This is a genomic window from Spirosoma validum (assembly GCF_014699035.1).
Taxonomy (GTDB): Bacteria; Bacteroidota; Bacteroidia; order Cytophagales; family Spirosomataceae; genus Spirosoma; species Spirosoma validum.
Genome location: NZ_JACXAA010000005.1, coordinates 344,832 through 360,179, shown reverse-complemented (window position 1 = coordinate 360,179; position 15,348 = coordinate 344,832). Strand labels below are relative to the sequence as shown.

The window sequence follows — 15,348 nt, the reverse complement described above, 5'->3', positions numbered from 1 at the left end:
ACTCACTCAGTCAACAATGAACGAGAGCGAAAAACTTTTTGAAAAAGCGAAAACCCTGATTCCCGGTGGCGTTAATTCGCCAGTACGGGCGTTTCGGGCAGTAGGGGGCTCCCCTTTATTTATCAAGTCGGCTAAAGGTCCCTATATCTACGATGAAGACGGTCGGCAATATATCGAACTCATCAACTCGTGGGGGCCGATGATTCTGGGCCACGCGTTCGAACCGGTTGAAAAGGCCGTTCGCGATGCTATCCAGTATTCCTTTTCGTTTGGTGCGCCCACGCGAAAGGAAGTCGAAATGGCCGAATTGATCACCCAAATGGTGCCCTCCGTTGAGAAAGTCAGAATGGTTAATTCGGGTACTGAGGCCACGATGGCAGCCATACGGGTGGCGCGCGGGTTTACGGGTCGTGACAAGATCATCAAATTTGAAGGATGTTACCATGGCCATGGTGATTCCTTCTTAATTGCCGCTGGGAGTGGGGCCATGACGATGGGTGTCCCCGATAGTCCCGGCGTTACCAAAGCGACTGCCGCCGATACGTTGACCGCACCTTATAATGATCTGGCAGCCGTTGAGGTTCTGCTTGCCAATAACCAGAACCAGATAGCCGCCATTATTCTGGAACCCGTAGTAGGCAATATGGGATGCGTACTACCCGAGCCCGGCTTTCTGGAAGGCATTCGAACCCTGTGTGATAAAAATGGGGTCCTACTGATTTTTGATGAAGTGATGACGGGCTTCCGACTGGCGAAAGGTGGCGCGCAGGAGCGGTTTAACATTGTGCCCGATCTGACTACGATGGGGAAAATTATTGGTGGGGGTATGCCGGTCGGTGCGTACGGCGGTCGTGCTGAGATCATGAACATCGTATCGCCCGCCGGTCCGGTTTATCAGGCCGGTACCCTCTCGGGCAATCCAATTGCCATGTCGGCCGGATTGGCGATGCTGCATTATCTGAACGAACATCCGGATGTTTATTCACGGCTTGAGGAGGTTGGCAATAAATTGACCGACGGTTTCCGGTCTGCTTTACTGAAAACGGGCCTGAACTACACCATCAATCATGTCGGGTCGATGTTTACCCTGTTCATGACCGAGCGACCTGTCACTAATTTTTCGGAAGCAAAATCCTGCGATTTGCCTTTATTTGGCCGCTATTTCCATGCCATGCTCAATCGGGGCGTTTACCTGGCTCCCTCGCAGTTTGAGAGTCTATTTCTATCGACAGCATTGACCGACGAATTAGTTGAGCAGATCATCCAGGCCAATGAAGAGTCATTAACCGAAGCCATTACCACCGCATGACGATCAAAGGGGTAATCTTCGATTTTGATGGGACGCTGGCCGATACGTTACCCTTATGCATCCGGGCCTTTCGCGCGTCGATTGAGCCTCATATAGGCCGTTCTGTCAGCGACGCTGAGATCATTGCTACGTTTGGTCCGGCTGAACAGGGGACTATCAAAGCGCTTATTCCTCAGGCGTATGATGAAGGCGTAGCCGCTTATTTGACGTATTACGAGGAATACCAGGCTGACTATCCTGATCTGTTTCCAGGCATTTTAGCCTTGCTGGAGGAACTGAAGGCTAAAAAGGTTCACTTGGCGCTGGTAACGGGAAAAGGAAAGCAAAGTGCGGCTCTATCGTTAACTTTTTATCAGTTGTCGTCGTACTTTAGTGCGTTTGGTTATGGCGATTTGTCAACAAACAGCAAAACGGGTAATATTAACCGGATTGTCGCCGACTGGAACCTGTCCCCCGACTCAGTATTATACGTAGGCGATGCGCCCAGCGATATTGTCGCTTGCCGGAAAGCAGGGGTGCCTATTGCGGCCGCTGCCTGGGCCAGTACCGCCAACCCGACGGCACTAGCTGATTTAGCGCCAGATGTTTTATTTGATTCAGTAGAACTGTTTCGAGATTGGTTAGTTAATCGTCTGGAATGATTTTCTTCTCCGTCATCATCCCTGTTTTCAACCGCCCCGACGAACTGCGCGAACTGTTGGATAGTCTGACGAAACAGACTTATCGCAACTTTGACGTGCTCGTGATTGAGGATGGGTCCACGAACCAATCGGATGACGTCGTGGCTGCGTTTGCCAACCGACTCAGCATTCATTACTACGTTAAAGAAAATTCAGGGCAGGGGTTTACTCGTAACTATGGCTTCGAGCGAGCATCGGGCGATTATTTTGTTATTTTCGACTCTGACGCCCTCATTCCTCCTCATTATTTTAGTGCCGTTCATGAACAATTGACCACTCACTGGCTTGATGCCTACGGTGGACCCGATCAGGCCCATCCCGATTTTACCCCAGTCCAGAAAGCCATTAGTTATTCCATGACCTCACCCTTCACAACGGGTGGGATACGGGGTAGTAAAAAAAATCTGGGTGGTACGTATCACCCTCGTAGTTTCAATATGGGACTGTCGAGAAAGGTCTGGGAAAAAATAGGCGGGTATACATTGAGTCGGATGGGAGAGGATATTGAGTTTGCCATCCGAATCATTGAGAATGGGTTCAAAACCGGACTCATTCCCGAGGCCTTCATTTATCACAAACGTCGGACAAGCTTTGGCCAATTTTTCCGGCAACTTCGATTTTTTGGTCGTTCCCGTATCAATATATCCCGGTATTACCCCGGCGAGTTAAAGCTCGTTCATACGTTTCCTGCATTATTTACACTTGCCGTTTTCTCATTACCCGTTCTGGCACTCATTAGTCCTACACTAGCTGGAATAGCACTGGGTATACTGACGTTATTTTCACTATCGATTTTTATCGATGCCACCCGAGAAGAAAAAAGCCTGAAAGTAGGCTTGCTCAGTGTTATAGCGGCTTATGTGCAACTGATCGGCTATGGAGTTGGTTTTCTCCGCGAAGGCTGGAAGCGTTTGCGCGAGCCCAAACATTTTCGCGAGACAGGCGCCACTATGGACTATCCGTCCTGAACGGGGATTGCCACAATCAAATCGGCTTTATTTAGCCTGTTATTAACTAAATGTTAATCAGTATTTACGAGATTCGCTAAATAATCGTTATGTAACAAAATCCACAGAATAAGCCAATCAAGATGGCAAAGCTTGCAAAACCACCTGGTCAACGATTAGTGAAACGCATGAGTACTCGTACGAAGGGGCTGATCATAGCTCCTTTGGGACTGTTTTTTATAAGCGCAGGTCTTTGGGTACTAAGTGAAGCTGTTGTGGTCAGACATGCTGGAGCTCCTTTTCGGCAGTGGTTTCTGTGGGGTGTCTATGCCTTGATCTTACTGAATGGCGGGCTGTTGCTATTCGGTCAGGCGGTACGTTATCGGGCCCAGTTGGATTATCGACGGTTTGTGCGTCGGGAGCTTAAAAAGCGAGAGCGCGAATGGGCACGGCTGCTCCAAAAACGAAAAGCCTCGCCAACTAAGGGCGAGGCTAAGTGACAAGAAGTTGATCAGTCAAAAAAGCGATACTGCACTCAACTGGACAACTGTCTCCGTTTATTTGGTTTCTTTTTTCTCCGCGAACGAAGCTTTGATCGCTTCAACGTCTACGTTCTTGATTGTTGGCTTGCGGAGCAATTGTTTGATTGCGTTAACCTTGTTGTTGGCGATAGCCCGGTTCCGGCGTGCTTTCCGTTTTAATTCTGTTACTGCCATGATTATATCTTTTTACGGTATCGATTCGATTTCAGTCCGCAAAAGTAGCGTTTTTTAGCGACAATGTAAACGATTAAGCCTATTTTTCGTCATACTGCTTAATTTTGCACCATGCAAAAACCCACTTTACCGAAAGGAACAAGAGATTTTGGGCCGGAGCAAATGCGCAAACGGCTTTTTATTTTTGACACGATTCGTCAGACATTCCAACGATTTGCTTTTCAGCCCCTTGAAACACCTTCCATGGAAAACCTGTCTACCCTGATGGGGAAATATGGCGATGAAGGGGATCAACTCTTATTTAAAATCCTGAATTCCGGCGATTTTGCCGCCAACCTGACTGAACTCGATGTCGCGCAGGGTTCAAAAAAGTTAACCCCTAAAATCAGCGAAAAAGGACTACGCTACGACCTGACCGTCCCCTTTGCCCGCTACGTGGTCATGAATCGTAACGCCCTGACCATGCCGTTTAAACGGTATCAGATGCAGCCGGTCTGGCGGGCCGACCGACCCCAGAAAGGCCGCTATCGGGAGTTTTATCAGTGTGATGCTGACGTAGTGGGAACGGATTCGCTACTTTGCGAGGCCGAGATCATCCTGATGATTCACGAAGTTTTTCAAAACCTGGGTATTCAGGATTTCACGCTGAAAATTAATAATCGTAAGATTCTGGCAGGAATTGCCGAAATGATTGGCGCACCAGGGCAGGAAGGTCCACTAAGTGTCGCGATTGATAAATTAGATAAAATTGGTAAAGAAAAAGTACTGGATGAACTTCGAGAAAGGGGATTTTCCGAAGCGTCATTAGTGTCCATTGATGAGCTATTAGCGCTCTTTTCTCTCCAAAAACTAGATCCTGATAATGTATTGACCATTCTGGAAGATAAGCTGAGGAAATCGGAAATAGGTCAGTTAGGCATTGGTGAACTTAAAGAAACACTTGAGTTAGTACAACAGTACGGTTTCGAAAATGCTCGCATTGATATTGATCCAACGCTAGCTCGTGGACTATCGTATTATACGGGTGCCATTTTTGAAGTAAAAGCCAACGGTGTACAAATTGGTAGCGTTAGCGGGGGAGGACGTTACGATAACCTTACCAGCGCGTTTGGCATGCCAGGTTTATCAGGGGTAGGAATTTCGTTCGGAGTAGATCGCATCTATGACGTGATGGATGAACTAAACCTCTTTCCACCGAATGCTGGTCAGGGGACGCAGGTGCTTATTGTGCCATTCGATGCAGAAGCCCGCACAGTAGCTTTGCCAGTGTTACGTCAGTTACGAACAGCCGATATAACGGCGGAAATGTATCCTGATATTACTAAAGTAAAGAAGATGCTGGACTACGCGAATGCCAAGCAGGTTCCATTTGTAATCTTGATCGGTTCGGAAGAAGTACAGACAGGCGAGCTATCCGTTAAAAACATGCTCACCGGCGAGCAGCACAAAATAAGCGCGGATAAAGTTGTTGCGTTTATAGTGTCAGCTTGCAAAGCTTAATTGTACTGACTGACTTTGCAACTCTTTATCAAGGTGATTGTATAGCAATGATTAACTGAAGTGTATCTAACGAAAATGAACTTTCGTTAGATACACTTTATGATAAAAAAGCCTTAAGGCATTTTATCGCCAGTGCTATTTAAGAAGCGAGTTGCTGACCAACTAACGGGAACGTATCGTTCAGCTATTCACACTCAGGACTGATAAAGCCGCTTGGCGCTTAGGATCCCCCAGCGCACTAACGTCGCCAATGATAATAATGGCTGGATTATCGATACCTTGTTGGGCTACCTGATCGACAATTGTATCGACCCGTCCAAATGCGGTCTGCTGTTCGGGTAGAGTACCATTCTGAATAATCGCGACAGGCGTACAGGACTTGCCGCAATTAGCGAAGACGGCCATGATGTCGGCTAATTTATGCATGCCCATGAGCACGACTACCGTTGCAGATGACTGAGCCGCTAACTGAAGATCGGCGGAGAGTTGTCCCGCTTTTGTTGTTCCGGTTACTACCCAAAAACTTTCGGATATGCCCCGCGTAGTTAAGGGAACACCGGCCGATGCAGGCACAGCATAACTGCTGGAAAGACCTGGAATAACGACGGTTTCGATCCCATGCTGGCGAGCGAATTCAATTTCTTCATAGCCGCGCCCAAACACGAACGAATCTCCGCCTTTTAACCGCACAACGTGGCCATATTGTTGAGCATAATGAACAAGTAAGGGATTAATGTCTTCCTGAACGCAGGAGTAAGCACCCCGGCGTTTGCCTACATAGACCTTGAGCGTATCCGGACGGCAATAATCAAGTAAATCGGGATGAACCAGAGCGTCATACATCACGACGTCAGCCTGCTGTAGCGCTCGGACTCCTTTCACAGTGATTAGGTCTGGGTCTCCCGGCCCGGCTCCTACTAGAGTAAGTTTCATATTTAATGATAAATTATGAATGATGAATTATGAATGCCTGATTGCGAGGTTATCCTCATCATGGATCATTCACAATTCATCATTCATCGTCAGCTATCCTGGGCCTGGGAAAGCTCCTGCAATTCGGGAAGACCTTCCGCTTCGATTTGCATCTCGCGGTAGGTTTGAACCGCTTGCAGGAACGCTTCGGCCTGTGCAATAAACTGAACCGCAAAAACTTCGGAAGGTCCTTGTTTATTGATGCTGAAAACCAGCCCTTTAAATTCACCTTCTGCCTGATGAAAATCCGGTTCGCCAACGAATGTATTGTCGAAATCGCTCACAATACCATGTTGCGTGTTCGTAGGAATAGATCGGCTCATCAGGGCCGCCCTGGCACCCGTAATAAATACGTTGTAAGCATGATACAATGCATCGGCCCATCGACTTTCCGATAACGCTTCCCGTGCCCAGCCTAATTTTTCACCCGCTTCGGTTAGGGTTGTGGCCACAAGGTCGATCAGGACGCTGGCGCACTCACCAATACCGACTTCGGTAACGTACTGTTCGGTATGATCCCAGTCAATATAATCGCTGTCAACAAGGGTTTTGAGATCGGCCAGAGGCTTTAACAACTGATAAAAATAGTTCTTCCCCTGCCGGGCGTAGTAATCGCTATAGTACTCGCCATCGAAAGCATTGGCCTCAAAATCGCGGAGTAAGAACCGTAGCGAATCCGGCCCGCGTTTCGCCGGAATTTTGATGACTTTATCGGCGATAAGTCCTTCGCCCTTACCATTGAATCCACCACCCAGCAACACCTGTAATGCAGGCAAGACATAAGCCCCATTTTTAAGTGATGAGCCGTGGTAACCAATGTTCGCTACGGAGTGCTGACCGCACCCGTTCATGCAACCTGAGATCTTGATTTTGATGTCGTCGTTGAAGACCAGGTCCGGAAACTCCTCATGCATCATCTGTTCCAACGCCCGGGTAATTCCGTAACTGCTCGAAATAGCCAGGTTACAGGTATCCGTTCCAGGGCAGGTTGTTATATCGGCGGTCGTGTCGAAACCCGGTTCGGCCAGGCCTAACGCATCAAGCGCTTCAAACACAGCGGGTAAATCTTCTGGTTTAATAAACCGCAGCAAATAGCCTTGATTAACAGTTACTCGTATATCGTCGGCAGCATACTGCTTAACAACCTGGGCTAATGCACGAGCTGTATCAGAATGCATATCACCCAACAATACACGTAGCTGAACGGCATACCAACCAGCCTGTTTCTGCTCAAAGACATTCGTTTTCAGCCAACGATTAAATCGTTCATTATCCGTTTGCATATCGAGTGCGGGCGCATCAATACGTGCTGCAAGGGGGGGAGCAAATAACGAATTACCCGATGTTTCGTCTATCACAAACGTTTTAGACCGAAGCGCGGGGGTTTCCTCTGCAATCCGACGTACTAATTCCTCCAGGCCAATATCATTGAGCAGGTATTTCATTCGGGCTTTGTGGCGTTTCTGGCGTTCGCCGTACCGATCAAACACACGAATAACCCCCTCGATGAATGGAATGACCCGGTCCTCTTCCAGAAATTCAAACGCCGTTTGGGCAGCAAAGGGCTGAGCACCTAAGCCTCCTCCCAGCATGACCTTAAAGCCTCGTTTACCCTCCTGCAGACGAGCCACTAAGCCCACATCATGCATATACCCGTAAGCCGAATCCTTTTCACTTGACGAAAGGGAAATCTTGAATTTTCGACCCATATCCTGACAGATAGGATTTCGCAGGAAATAATCGAAAATGCTGTGGGCATACGGTGTAATGTCAAACGGTTCTTCTGGATCAATTCCCGCCCTGGCTGAGCCCGTTACGTTGCGGACTGTGTTGCCACAAGCTTCTTTAAGGGTAATACCCGCATCTTCGAGATCAGCCCACAATTGGGGAGAATCGGCTAGTTTCACAAAATGGAGCTGAATATCCTGACGGGTAGTCGCATGAAGATTTCCCGTAGCAAACTTGTCCGACAGATCGGCAATACGGATGAGTTGGTTCGCTGTGATTCGCCCGTGTGGTAACTTGATGCGAATCATCTGTACACCCGGTTGCCGTTGACCATAAACGCCCCGGGTAAGCCGGAATTTTCGAAACGCTTCATCGGCTATATCGCCCTGACGAAACGAACTGATTTTTCGTTCAAGGTCGAGAATGTCACGTTGAGCGGCTTGGCTTACAGCCTCAGTCAAATGGATAGACATAAGGTATATTCTCTATAGGATTTATCAACTATTAACTTAAAACGAAACGCTGGGTAGTTCCAGCGTGCGGATTGCTTTAGATATACAATAGTAACTAAATATTTGCTTTATTGCATCCCAGCAATGCCCAACTAATAGTTATGGACTATAATAATACGTTATGGTCGATTAGCTAACAGTCCGCATTGATAATCGTACTAAACAAAACCTATGGGAAGTTTGTCTTATCAACTGGGCTTGTCAGCATGTAAACATCAATTTATTAATTGTAGTTTTGCTCGCCGAAAAATCGTTTGAATTCGTGTTAACACGCAAAATGAAAAACTTTGCAGTATATTAACACAATTTTTAAGATTAAGCTGTCTGAGTAACTTTGAGTATTTCAATCTAATATAACTTGTCTTGTTCACTTTAATTTTAACTATTAAAACTATGAAAGTACGTTTTTCAAATCTTGTTCAAACCGGTGCTGGACTGGCAACTTTACTACTGATGCTGGTTATTTCCTGCAAAGGGCCTGAAGGACCACAAGGGCCTGCTGGTCCAACAGGAGCTACTGGTGCTACAGGAGCCGCTGGAGCAACAGGTCCGGCAGGCGCAAGCGGTGTAGCCGGGGCGACAGGACCAACCGGGAATGCTAACGTTGTGTATACCGACTGGAAAGCCATTGATGTTAATGGGACTATTAACAAATACCCTTCACGCACGCAGGTTGATCTAAGCCCAGCCAGTACGGATAATACTTTACTAAGTACAACGGCTATAAACCAAGGTCTTGTGTATGTGTATTATAAATTTGGACAGCTTCAAAACGGTCAGCTCGTCGAACGGATTACTCAAAATGAAGTACCTTTTGGTCGACTTAAAATACCAGGGCGTACGACCAATAATGCGACAGACTATACGACTTACCGTATAACGACGGATTATCTAGGCCAGAATTATTTTAAGCCTATGATTAGTTTGGTGACAGGTTCGTATAGTGAATCGACCGGGCAGTTCAATTTAATATCTGAATTGGTGAATCAAACGGATGCATTCTATCGCGGTCTATTCACTACGTTACCACAGTATCGGATTATGGTTGTAGCGGGTAGCACCAAAAGTGGCCGTTTGGGAGCTGTTGATTACAGCAATTATGCTGCTGTTAAAGAAGCCTATAATCTGCCTGATTGACGGTTAGTTTACGCAGTTAGCTAATATCAAAACGCCCAGGAAAGAACAAGTCAATCTTTCCTGGGCGTTTTGTCTATGGTCGTGTGAGATGAAAAAGCAGGTGTGGCAATTAAAAGACGTTATTACGTTCGCCTGTTGCCTGCCAGTCAGTATCCATTTCCTGAAATCGAACAGTCACCTTTGTCAAAAAGTCATCATCTAGCAGAGTGGGTACGGCGTCAGGCGTTAGTAAATCCATTTCGCTAACCTTATACGTCTGTTCATAAGGACCAGCTTCAATTTTGACAATATATTTACCGTTCCAGGCATAGAGGCCAATGCGGAACTGAGTGTGCGGAATATCCTGAACAAAACGCATTGTAGTAGTGACTAATGTAGCGTTGATAATGAAAAGTAGGTTTCTGATTCGAAACACAAAGATAACTAACTCAACTGGCTACCGGCCTGTCGCCTGGTTATTCTTCATGCTTTACGCTACAGTCTGCTTTCTCGCCTGTTCCAACGCTACTGATGAAGCGGCTCAGTTTTTTCTGAAGGGTAACGTACAACTGCAAAAACGTGAGTATAAAGAGGCAATTCGCTATTATTCTGAAGCAATCACGAAAAAGCCGGATTTTGCGGATGCGTACAATAACCGGGGACTGGCAAAATTTCGAAATGATGATCGGGAGGGGGCATTGGCCGACTATACGCGTGCCCTCGACATTGATCCTGATTTTAACACGGCTTATTTTAATCGGGCAGAAGCGCGGCTGGAGACTGGCGATCCTGGTGGGAGTTTAAGCGATTTACAGCGAGTTGAGAAACAATACCGGGATTCGACCTTTTATCAAGTTCGTTTAGGTGATACGTATGTCAGACTTACCAAGCTGTCCGACGCGCAAAGCGCGTATGATCGTGCCTTGCAGCTCAAGAATGATAATGTAGAAGCGCTGACGAATCGGGGAGCCTTGTATTACAGCCAAAAAGCCTATCAGCCTGCTGAAGCAGACATCCGAAGGGCCTTACAGCTAAACCCGAAACAGGATGCCGCGCTAAATAACCTAAGTTTGTTGCTTGCCCATCGTGGGAACTATGCCGACGCGTTAACCTACGTTGAACAAGCTCTGGAATTACAGCCACGCCAACCTTATTATCTGAACAACAAAGCGTATTTATTGCTCAAATTAAATCGACCATCCGAAGCATTTCCACTGGTGCAGGAATCTCTACAACGCGATAGTCAGAACGCCTGGGCGCATCAAACTCTGGGCTTATATTGGCTGGGTCAAAAGCAATCTGATAAAGCACTGACCGAATTCCGAATAGCCGAAAAATTAGACGCTTCTGTCGATCAGCTCTATTATTATATAGGTATGGTTGAAATGGCGAAAGGGAATAGAGCCAGGGCCTGCGAAGCCTGGCAACGGGGCGAGTTAGCAAACGATGACCTGGCTATCAAACAACGAGCATTACAGTGTCTCTGAGAACGTGACGATAAGTGTTCTGTCAATATACGTAGCGAATAACGCCTGCCTGCATCAAACAAAGGAGAGGATTAATGACTTTCGTTTCTTCACGGGTAAGCCGTCCCTGAGCATCGTAGGTTTTTTCAACCATTGAAATCTGTTCGGCAGAATTTGGTATATATTCACTAATCTGACGGATATTCCCCGCGAATCGATGCTCAAACCGACGCATTACGGTATCGGTTGCACTGTACCAGGTTTCTTTAACCAACGTAGTACGTTGGTAAGTGTATACTACCCGACGGGATAGGTTGTATTGGGCATCGTACCAGGTTTGCCCTGTTTTCTGCCCGTCTTTAAAGTCATAGATGACCTGGCCCGTCAGGATGCGCTGTTCAGGAGAATGCTGATTGAAATAGGTTCGCTCCTGACTTAAAACGCCATTTGTATAAACGTACTCCGATTCATCGTAGGTTACCCATTTAGAATCAGTGCCATATTTGCCGTACCGAATCTTGCCACTCAGTTGCCCGGTTGAGGTATATCGATAATCCGTATAGGAAACCATCTCCAGTTTACCGGTTGTCATTCGGCCAAATTGATCAATGCGACTCAGTCGACCATCTGGGTGGTACGTATAGATTTCCTGATTGATCGGATTCTCACAATTGACTGAGTTACAGAACATCTTCTGAGTCACAGGAGCTTCATCTGAGTATGTGCTTAATTGGGGCTCAATACTAAACGAATCGGGTTCATTCGATTGACAGGCTGTCCAGACAATGAGAAATAGGAAAAGTAAACAGGTTTTCATACGAACGAGATTGGGTTATACCCTCAAGACCCAACCGCTACGATAATCGTTGGAGTGAAGGCCTACTTTTTTGTTTCATTTTCAGTGACTACCCGCTGTAAATCAAGATCCTGAAAGTCAAAGCTGAAATCCGTGAGCGGGGAAATAGGCTTCATGTTAATGGAGGCCGGTTTTTGGTTCTCATCGGTCCGGAACGTAACGTAGGCATCGGCATCAAAACTCCGGTTGGTCCACTTCACAATGAACGTATTGTTTTTGTAAAAGAATAGTTCTCCCGTCAGTTTAGGGGAGCGTAACGACTGGAACCACAGTTTCTCATTCCTCTGGCTGATTATTACGTCCCCAAACCAGTTGTCCCGATACGTACCCGTAAAGGAAGCGAAATCGATTTTAGCTACATTGGTTTTCTGTTCTTTCTCGATCGAGGCCCAGATATCGTTCGTAATTTTACCCGCTTCGTCCTGCCCTTTTTTCACCCGTTCGCTGTATACTTTTATCCAGTCCGTTGGTTGAATACCTAAATAGCTGTCTTTGATGGTATTGGTGATAGCGCTAAAAGCCGCGCCGGATTGCTGATTGGTAAAGACAATAATCCCCAACTGACGTTCTGGAAGCAACGTAACCTGGGTAACCATGCCTGCCAGGCCACCTGTGTGCGTAACCTGTTTGTACCCGTTTACATCACTTAATCCCCAACCTAACCCATAAGCGGAGAAATGGGTGTTGTAGGGCGGAACCGGTGTCGGGCTGACCGGCAGGATTGTTTGGGACGACCACATATCGGCATGGACTTTTTCGCTGAACAACTGCTTGCTGAGGTTTTCGCCGTATTTCCCCCGGTTCAACTGAGTAATCACCCACTTGCTCATATCCGCTACACTGGAGTTGATCCCACCCGCCGAATTACCAAACCGAAATATATCCCGGCTAATAACCTGCACTTTTCCATTTACCGGCGCGTGCGCATCAATGACATTCGCTTTATCAGCCAGTCGACTATACGTACCCGCGCTACGGTTCATCCCAAGCGGTTTCATGATCCGTTCTTCCACAAACGCTTCCCAGCTTTTGCCGCTGACCCGTTCGATCACTTCACCCGCTACCATATATAATAGGTTATCATAATCATACTTCGTCCGAAATCCCGAAACCGGTTTTAGATACCGCAGATTATGAATAATGTCTTTCATGGTAAAATTGCTTGAATCGGGCCAGAACATCAGATCGCCGGCACCCAGGCCCAGGCCGCTTCGGTGGGTCAATAAATCCCGGATTGTAAACTCCTCCGTTACATAGGCGTTGTACATATGAAACTCGGGTATGTAGTCAATGACCTTATCGTCCCATTTCAGTTTCCCTTCGTCCATCAATATTCCCAGAGAGGCTGCCGTAAACGCTTTTGAATTGGAAGCAATGCCAAACAATGTGTTTTCGTCAACCTTCTCGTTGGTCTTCAGGGAGCGAACACCGTATCCTTTGCTATGAATGACTTTTCCATCTTTAACGACCGCGACGGCAATGCCCGGTACATCGAAAGTCGTTAGCGTACGCTGCACCAGGGCATCGATCTGAGGGGAGGAGATAGGTTGGGCATGTACCAACAAAAGCCCAATTCCGAAGTAGAGGAGGGTAAAATAAATTGAGGATTGACGGCTATGTATTGTCATGGCGAGTGAAAGGAAGACTGACGTTACATTGAAAACAAGTTCGATTTGATAACAATGCGAGGAAAATTAGCAATTATGTAACTATAACTATAGTTTTAGTTCAAAGGCTTTTTCTGTAACTCTTTTAGCTGCGTTTTATAAGTTATGAACTGTTCCTGATTTCGATCTTTATTCGTTGTCAGTTCGAGAAGCTTTGCTGTTGCACTGGGTTGGAAGAAATCGGGTAGGAGCGAGCGGAGGGTTTCCAGCGAGTCGCATACCTGATACGTTACGTGGGCGTCGGCGGCTGTATGTTTAGCTGTGTACCCGTGGGGTGTTTCGAAATAAGTTTCCAGTTCGGGTTGCTGGCCCGGCCCGTCAATGATTCGGAAAATATGACCGGCATCATTATTTAGTAAAACAATCCGTAAGTTAGGCGGGACCGGAGCCGACCAGAGTGCATTCCGATCATAAAAAAACGCTACGTCACCGATGAGCACCGTAACGATCTGGTCGGTTGCCAGGGCAGCCCCGACGGCTGTACTCAGGCAGCCATCAATCCCACTAACCCCGCGATTGGAGGCAACGCTGATTCCCTGTTCTTCCCGGACGCCACAATAATTTGCGTAGCGAACGGGCATGCTATTGGCTAACTGGAGAATAGAGTTTTCGGGTATACGTTCTAGAATCAACTGAGTCGCCGACCAGTCAGTCATGGGTTGATCAGGAGTCGATAGGATTTTCTCGACGAGCCGGGTTGCCTGACGGTCTGCCTGTTGCCAGCGGGACAGAAACTCATTCGCATCATTGTCATCATCGCCTTGTAAAAACCGCTGATAATCGACATCCGCAAACAGTTTTTCCAGGAATTGTAACGGGTCTGCCGGAATAAGCGTTGTCAAACTCTGGAACGAATCATTGATCCGATCGACGGTTGGTTGAATGTGCCAGTGGCGACGAGCGGGGTAGGTACGAAAAAACGTTTTCAGGTTTCGGGTCAGGAACGAATTCCCAATGGTGATCAGTAAATCAGGGCGTAACCGCTTTCCGTTTTCTTCATCTAACAGTGTTAGGAACGTATCGCTATGGGTAATAAAGGTCTCATTAACAGGGAGATTGCTGATTATCTCGCCAACTATGGGTATGCCGAACTCATCGCTTATTTTTTGCAGTACGTTCAATAAATCAGGGTGTCTGGGGATCTGCCCAACGGCGATTAACGTCCGTTCGCTCTCATCCCATTCGCCTAGTAGAGCATGCCAGGTTTCCGTCGGCAGTGCAGGCATAGCCGACAACGTATCGATGACACGGACAGGGCCGTACTGAAACGGTTCATCAGCCGCTGGGTAAAACGGCTCCCGTACGGGTACGTTTATGTGTACAGGACCGACTGGAGCCAATCGACTCAACGTAACAGCTTCGTTGATCGAGCGTTCGATATACCAGCGGGAATCGGAATGGGCATAATCAGCGGGTAAATCAAAACTGCGTTTAACGTGAGGTCCGAAGAGGTCTATCTGATTGATTGTCTGACCATCCTGTTGATGCAGCCATTCGTGCGGTCGATCGGCCGTTAAGAGTAGGAGTGGAACCTGCTGAAAAAACGCTTCCACTACGGCGGGAGACAGATTATACGTAGCACTTCCCGACGTACAGATAATGGCTACGGTATTTTGACTTTGTTGAGCGATACCCAAGGCAACGAAACCCGCTGATCGTTCGTCGGCCATAACCCGTACCCGTAACTTCGGATGTCGGGCAACTGCCAGGGTTAACGGAGCCGAGCGGGAACCGGGGCAAACGATGATGTCGGCAATTCCTTTCTGATACAGAAGTTCAGCCAGATTGACGATGGGTTGGAGAACAGGCATACAATAAATAAACGATTAGTATGCAAACATAATTCGGAAAGCGAATGTCTTGCCGGGCAACTAGTTAG

The 15,348-nt window shown here is 47.2% G+C and carries 14 protein-coding genes; 7 read left to right on the top strand and 7 right to left on the bottom strand.

All coding sequences use genetic code 11. The annotated features are described in order from the left end of the window. Positions 1-16 precede the first annotated feature (16 nt). The 4 genes from hemL (at position 17) to IC230_RS16020 (ending at position 3,436) form a co-directional block, all read left to right on the top strand. Positions 17-1,309: a glutamate-1-semialdehyde 2,1-aminomutase gene (gene hemL, locus IC230_RS16035; RefSeq protein ID WP_191040050.1), complete on the top strand. Its 1,293-nt coding sequence runs from the start codon at positions 17-19 to the stop codon at positions 1,307-1,309. After that, positions 1,306-1,950, top strand: coding sequence for an HAD family hydrolase (locus IC230_RS16030; protein WP_191040049.1), 645 nt, complete (start codon positions 1,306-1,308; stop codon positions 1,948-1,950). Before hemL ends, IC230_RS16030 begins: the two co-directional genes overlap by 4 nt. Then, positions 1,950-2,957, top strand: coding sequence for a glycosyltransferase (locus tag IC230_RS16025; protein ID WP_191040156.1), 1,008 nt, complete (start codon positions 1,950-1,952; stop codon positions 2,955-2,957). Before IC230_RS16030 ends, IC230_RS16025 begins: the two co-directional genes overlap by 1 nt. Before the next feature lie 167 nt (positions 2,958-3,124). Then, positions 3,125-3,436 (top strand): hypothetical protein, encoded by a 312-nt coding sequence (locus tag IC230_RS16020; RefSeq protein WP_394355492.1) that lies wholly within the window; start codon positions 3,125-3,127, stop codon positions 3,434-3,436. 57 nt (positions 3,437-3,493) lie between these two features. Here the strand turns inward: IC230_RS16020 and IC230_RS16015 are convergent, their stop codons facing one another. Then, positions 3,494-3,652, bottom strand: coding sequence for a hypothetical protein (locus tag IC230_RS16015; protein WP_191040047.1), 159 nt, complete (start codon positions 3,650-3,652; stop codon positions 3,494-3,496). Between the two features lie 111 nt (positions 3,653-3,763). Here IC230_RS16015 and hisS point away from each other — a divergent pair, with 111 nt between their 5' ends. Further along, positions 3,764-5,152, top strand: coding sequence for a histidine--tRNA ligase (hisS, locus tag IC230_RS16010; RefSeq protein ID WP_191040046.1), 1,389 nt, complete (start codon positions 3,764-3,766; stop codon positions 5,150-5,152). Between the two features lie 180 nt (positions 5,153-5,332). On the opposite strand, the gene cobA is transcribed toward hisS, so the two are convergent. Together cobA and IC230_RS16000 are read right to left on the bottom strand one after the other, a co-directional pair. Next, positions 5,333-6,085 (bottom strand): uroporphyrinogen-III C-methyltransferase, encoded by a 753-nt coding sequence (gene cobA, locus IC230_RS16005; protein WP_191040045.1) that lies wholly within the window; start codon positions 6,083-6,085, stop codon positions 5,333-5,335. A gap of 89 nt (positions 6,086-6,174) precedes the next feature. Next, positions 6,175-8,325, bottom strand: a complete 2,151-nt coding sequence (locus IC230_RS16000; RefSeq protein ID WP_191040044.1) for a nitrite/sulfite reductase — start codon at positions 8,323-8,325, stop codon at positions 6,175-6,177. A gap of 432 nt (positions 8,326-8,757) precedes the next feature. Here IC230_RS16000 and IC230_RS15995 point away from each other — a divergent pair, with 432 nt between their 5' ends. Continuing rightward, positions 8,758-9,501, top strand: coding sequence for a hypothetical protein (locus IC230_RS15995; RefSeq protein ID WP_191040043.1), 744 nt, complete (start codon positions 8,758-8,760; stop codon positions 9,499-9,501). 109 nt (positions 9,502-9,610) lie between these two features. Here the strand turns inward: IC230_RS15995 and IC230_RS15990 are convergent, their stop codons facing one another. After that, the gene (locus IC230_RS15990; protein ID WP_191040042.1) at positions 9,611-9,859 is read right to left on the bottom strand and encodes a hypothetical protein; all 249 of its coding nucleotides are present in this window, start codon (positions 9,857-9,859) and stop codon (positions 9,611-9,613) included. A 28-nt stretch (positions 9,860-9,887) separates the two neighbouring features. Here IC230_RS15990 and IC230_RS15985 point away from each other — a divergent pair, with 28 nt between their 5' ends. Then, positions 9,888-10,967: a tetratricopeptide repeat protein gene (locus IC230_RS15985; protein ID WP_191040041.1), complete on the top strand. Its 1,080-nt coding sequence runs from the start codon at positions 9,888-9,890 to the stop codon at positions 10,965-10,967. A gap of 22 nt (positions 10,968-10,989) precedes the next feature. Here IC230_RS15985 and IC230_RS15980 read toward each other — a convergent pair whose 3' ends face one another. The 3 genes from IC230_RS15980 to menD all read right to left on the bottom strand — a co-directional run bounded on the left by IC230_RS15980 (position 10,990) and on the right by menD (position 15,280). Continuing rightward, on the bottom strand, positions 10,990-11,763 hold the full coding sequence (locus IC230_RS15980) for a hypothetical protein (protein WP_191040040.1): 774 nt from the start codon (positions 11,761-11,763) through the stop codon (positions 10,990-10,992). A gap of 62 nt (positions 11,764-11,825) precedes the next feature. Then, complete coding sequence (locus tag IC230_RS15975; RefSeq protein ID WP_191040039.1) at positions 11,826-13,430, bottom strand: serine hydrolase; 1,605 nt, start codon at positions 13,428-13,430, stop codon at positions 11,826-11,828. Between the two features lie 95 nt (positions 13,431-13,525). Further along, on the bottom strand, positions 13,526-15,280 hold the full coding sequence (gene menD, locus IC230_RS15970) for a 2-succinyl-5-enolpyruvyl-6-hydroxy-3-cyclohexene-1-carboxylic-acid synthase (protein WP_191040038.1): 1,755 nt from the start codon (positions 15,278-15,280) through the stop codon (positions 13,526-13,528). Between the last annotated feature and the right edge of the window lie 68 nt (positions 15,281-15,348).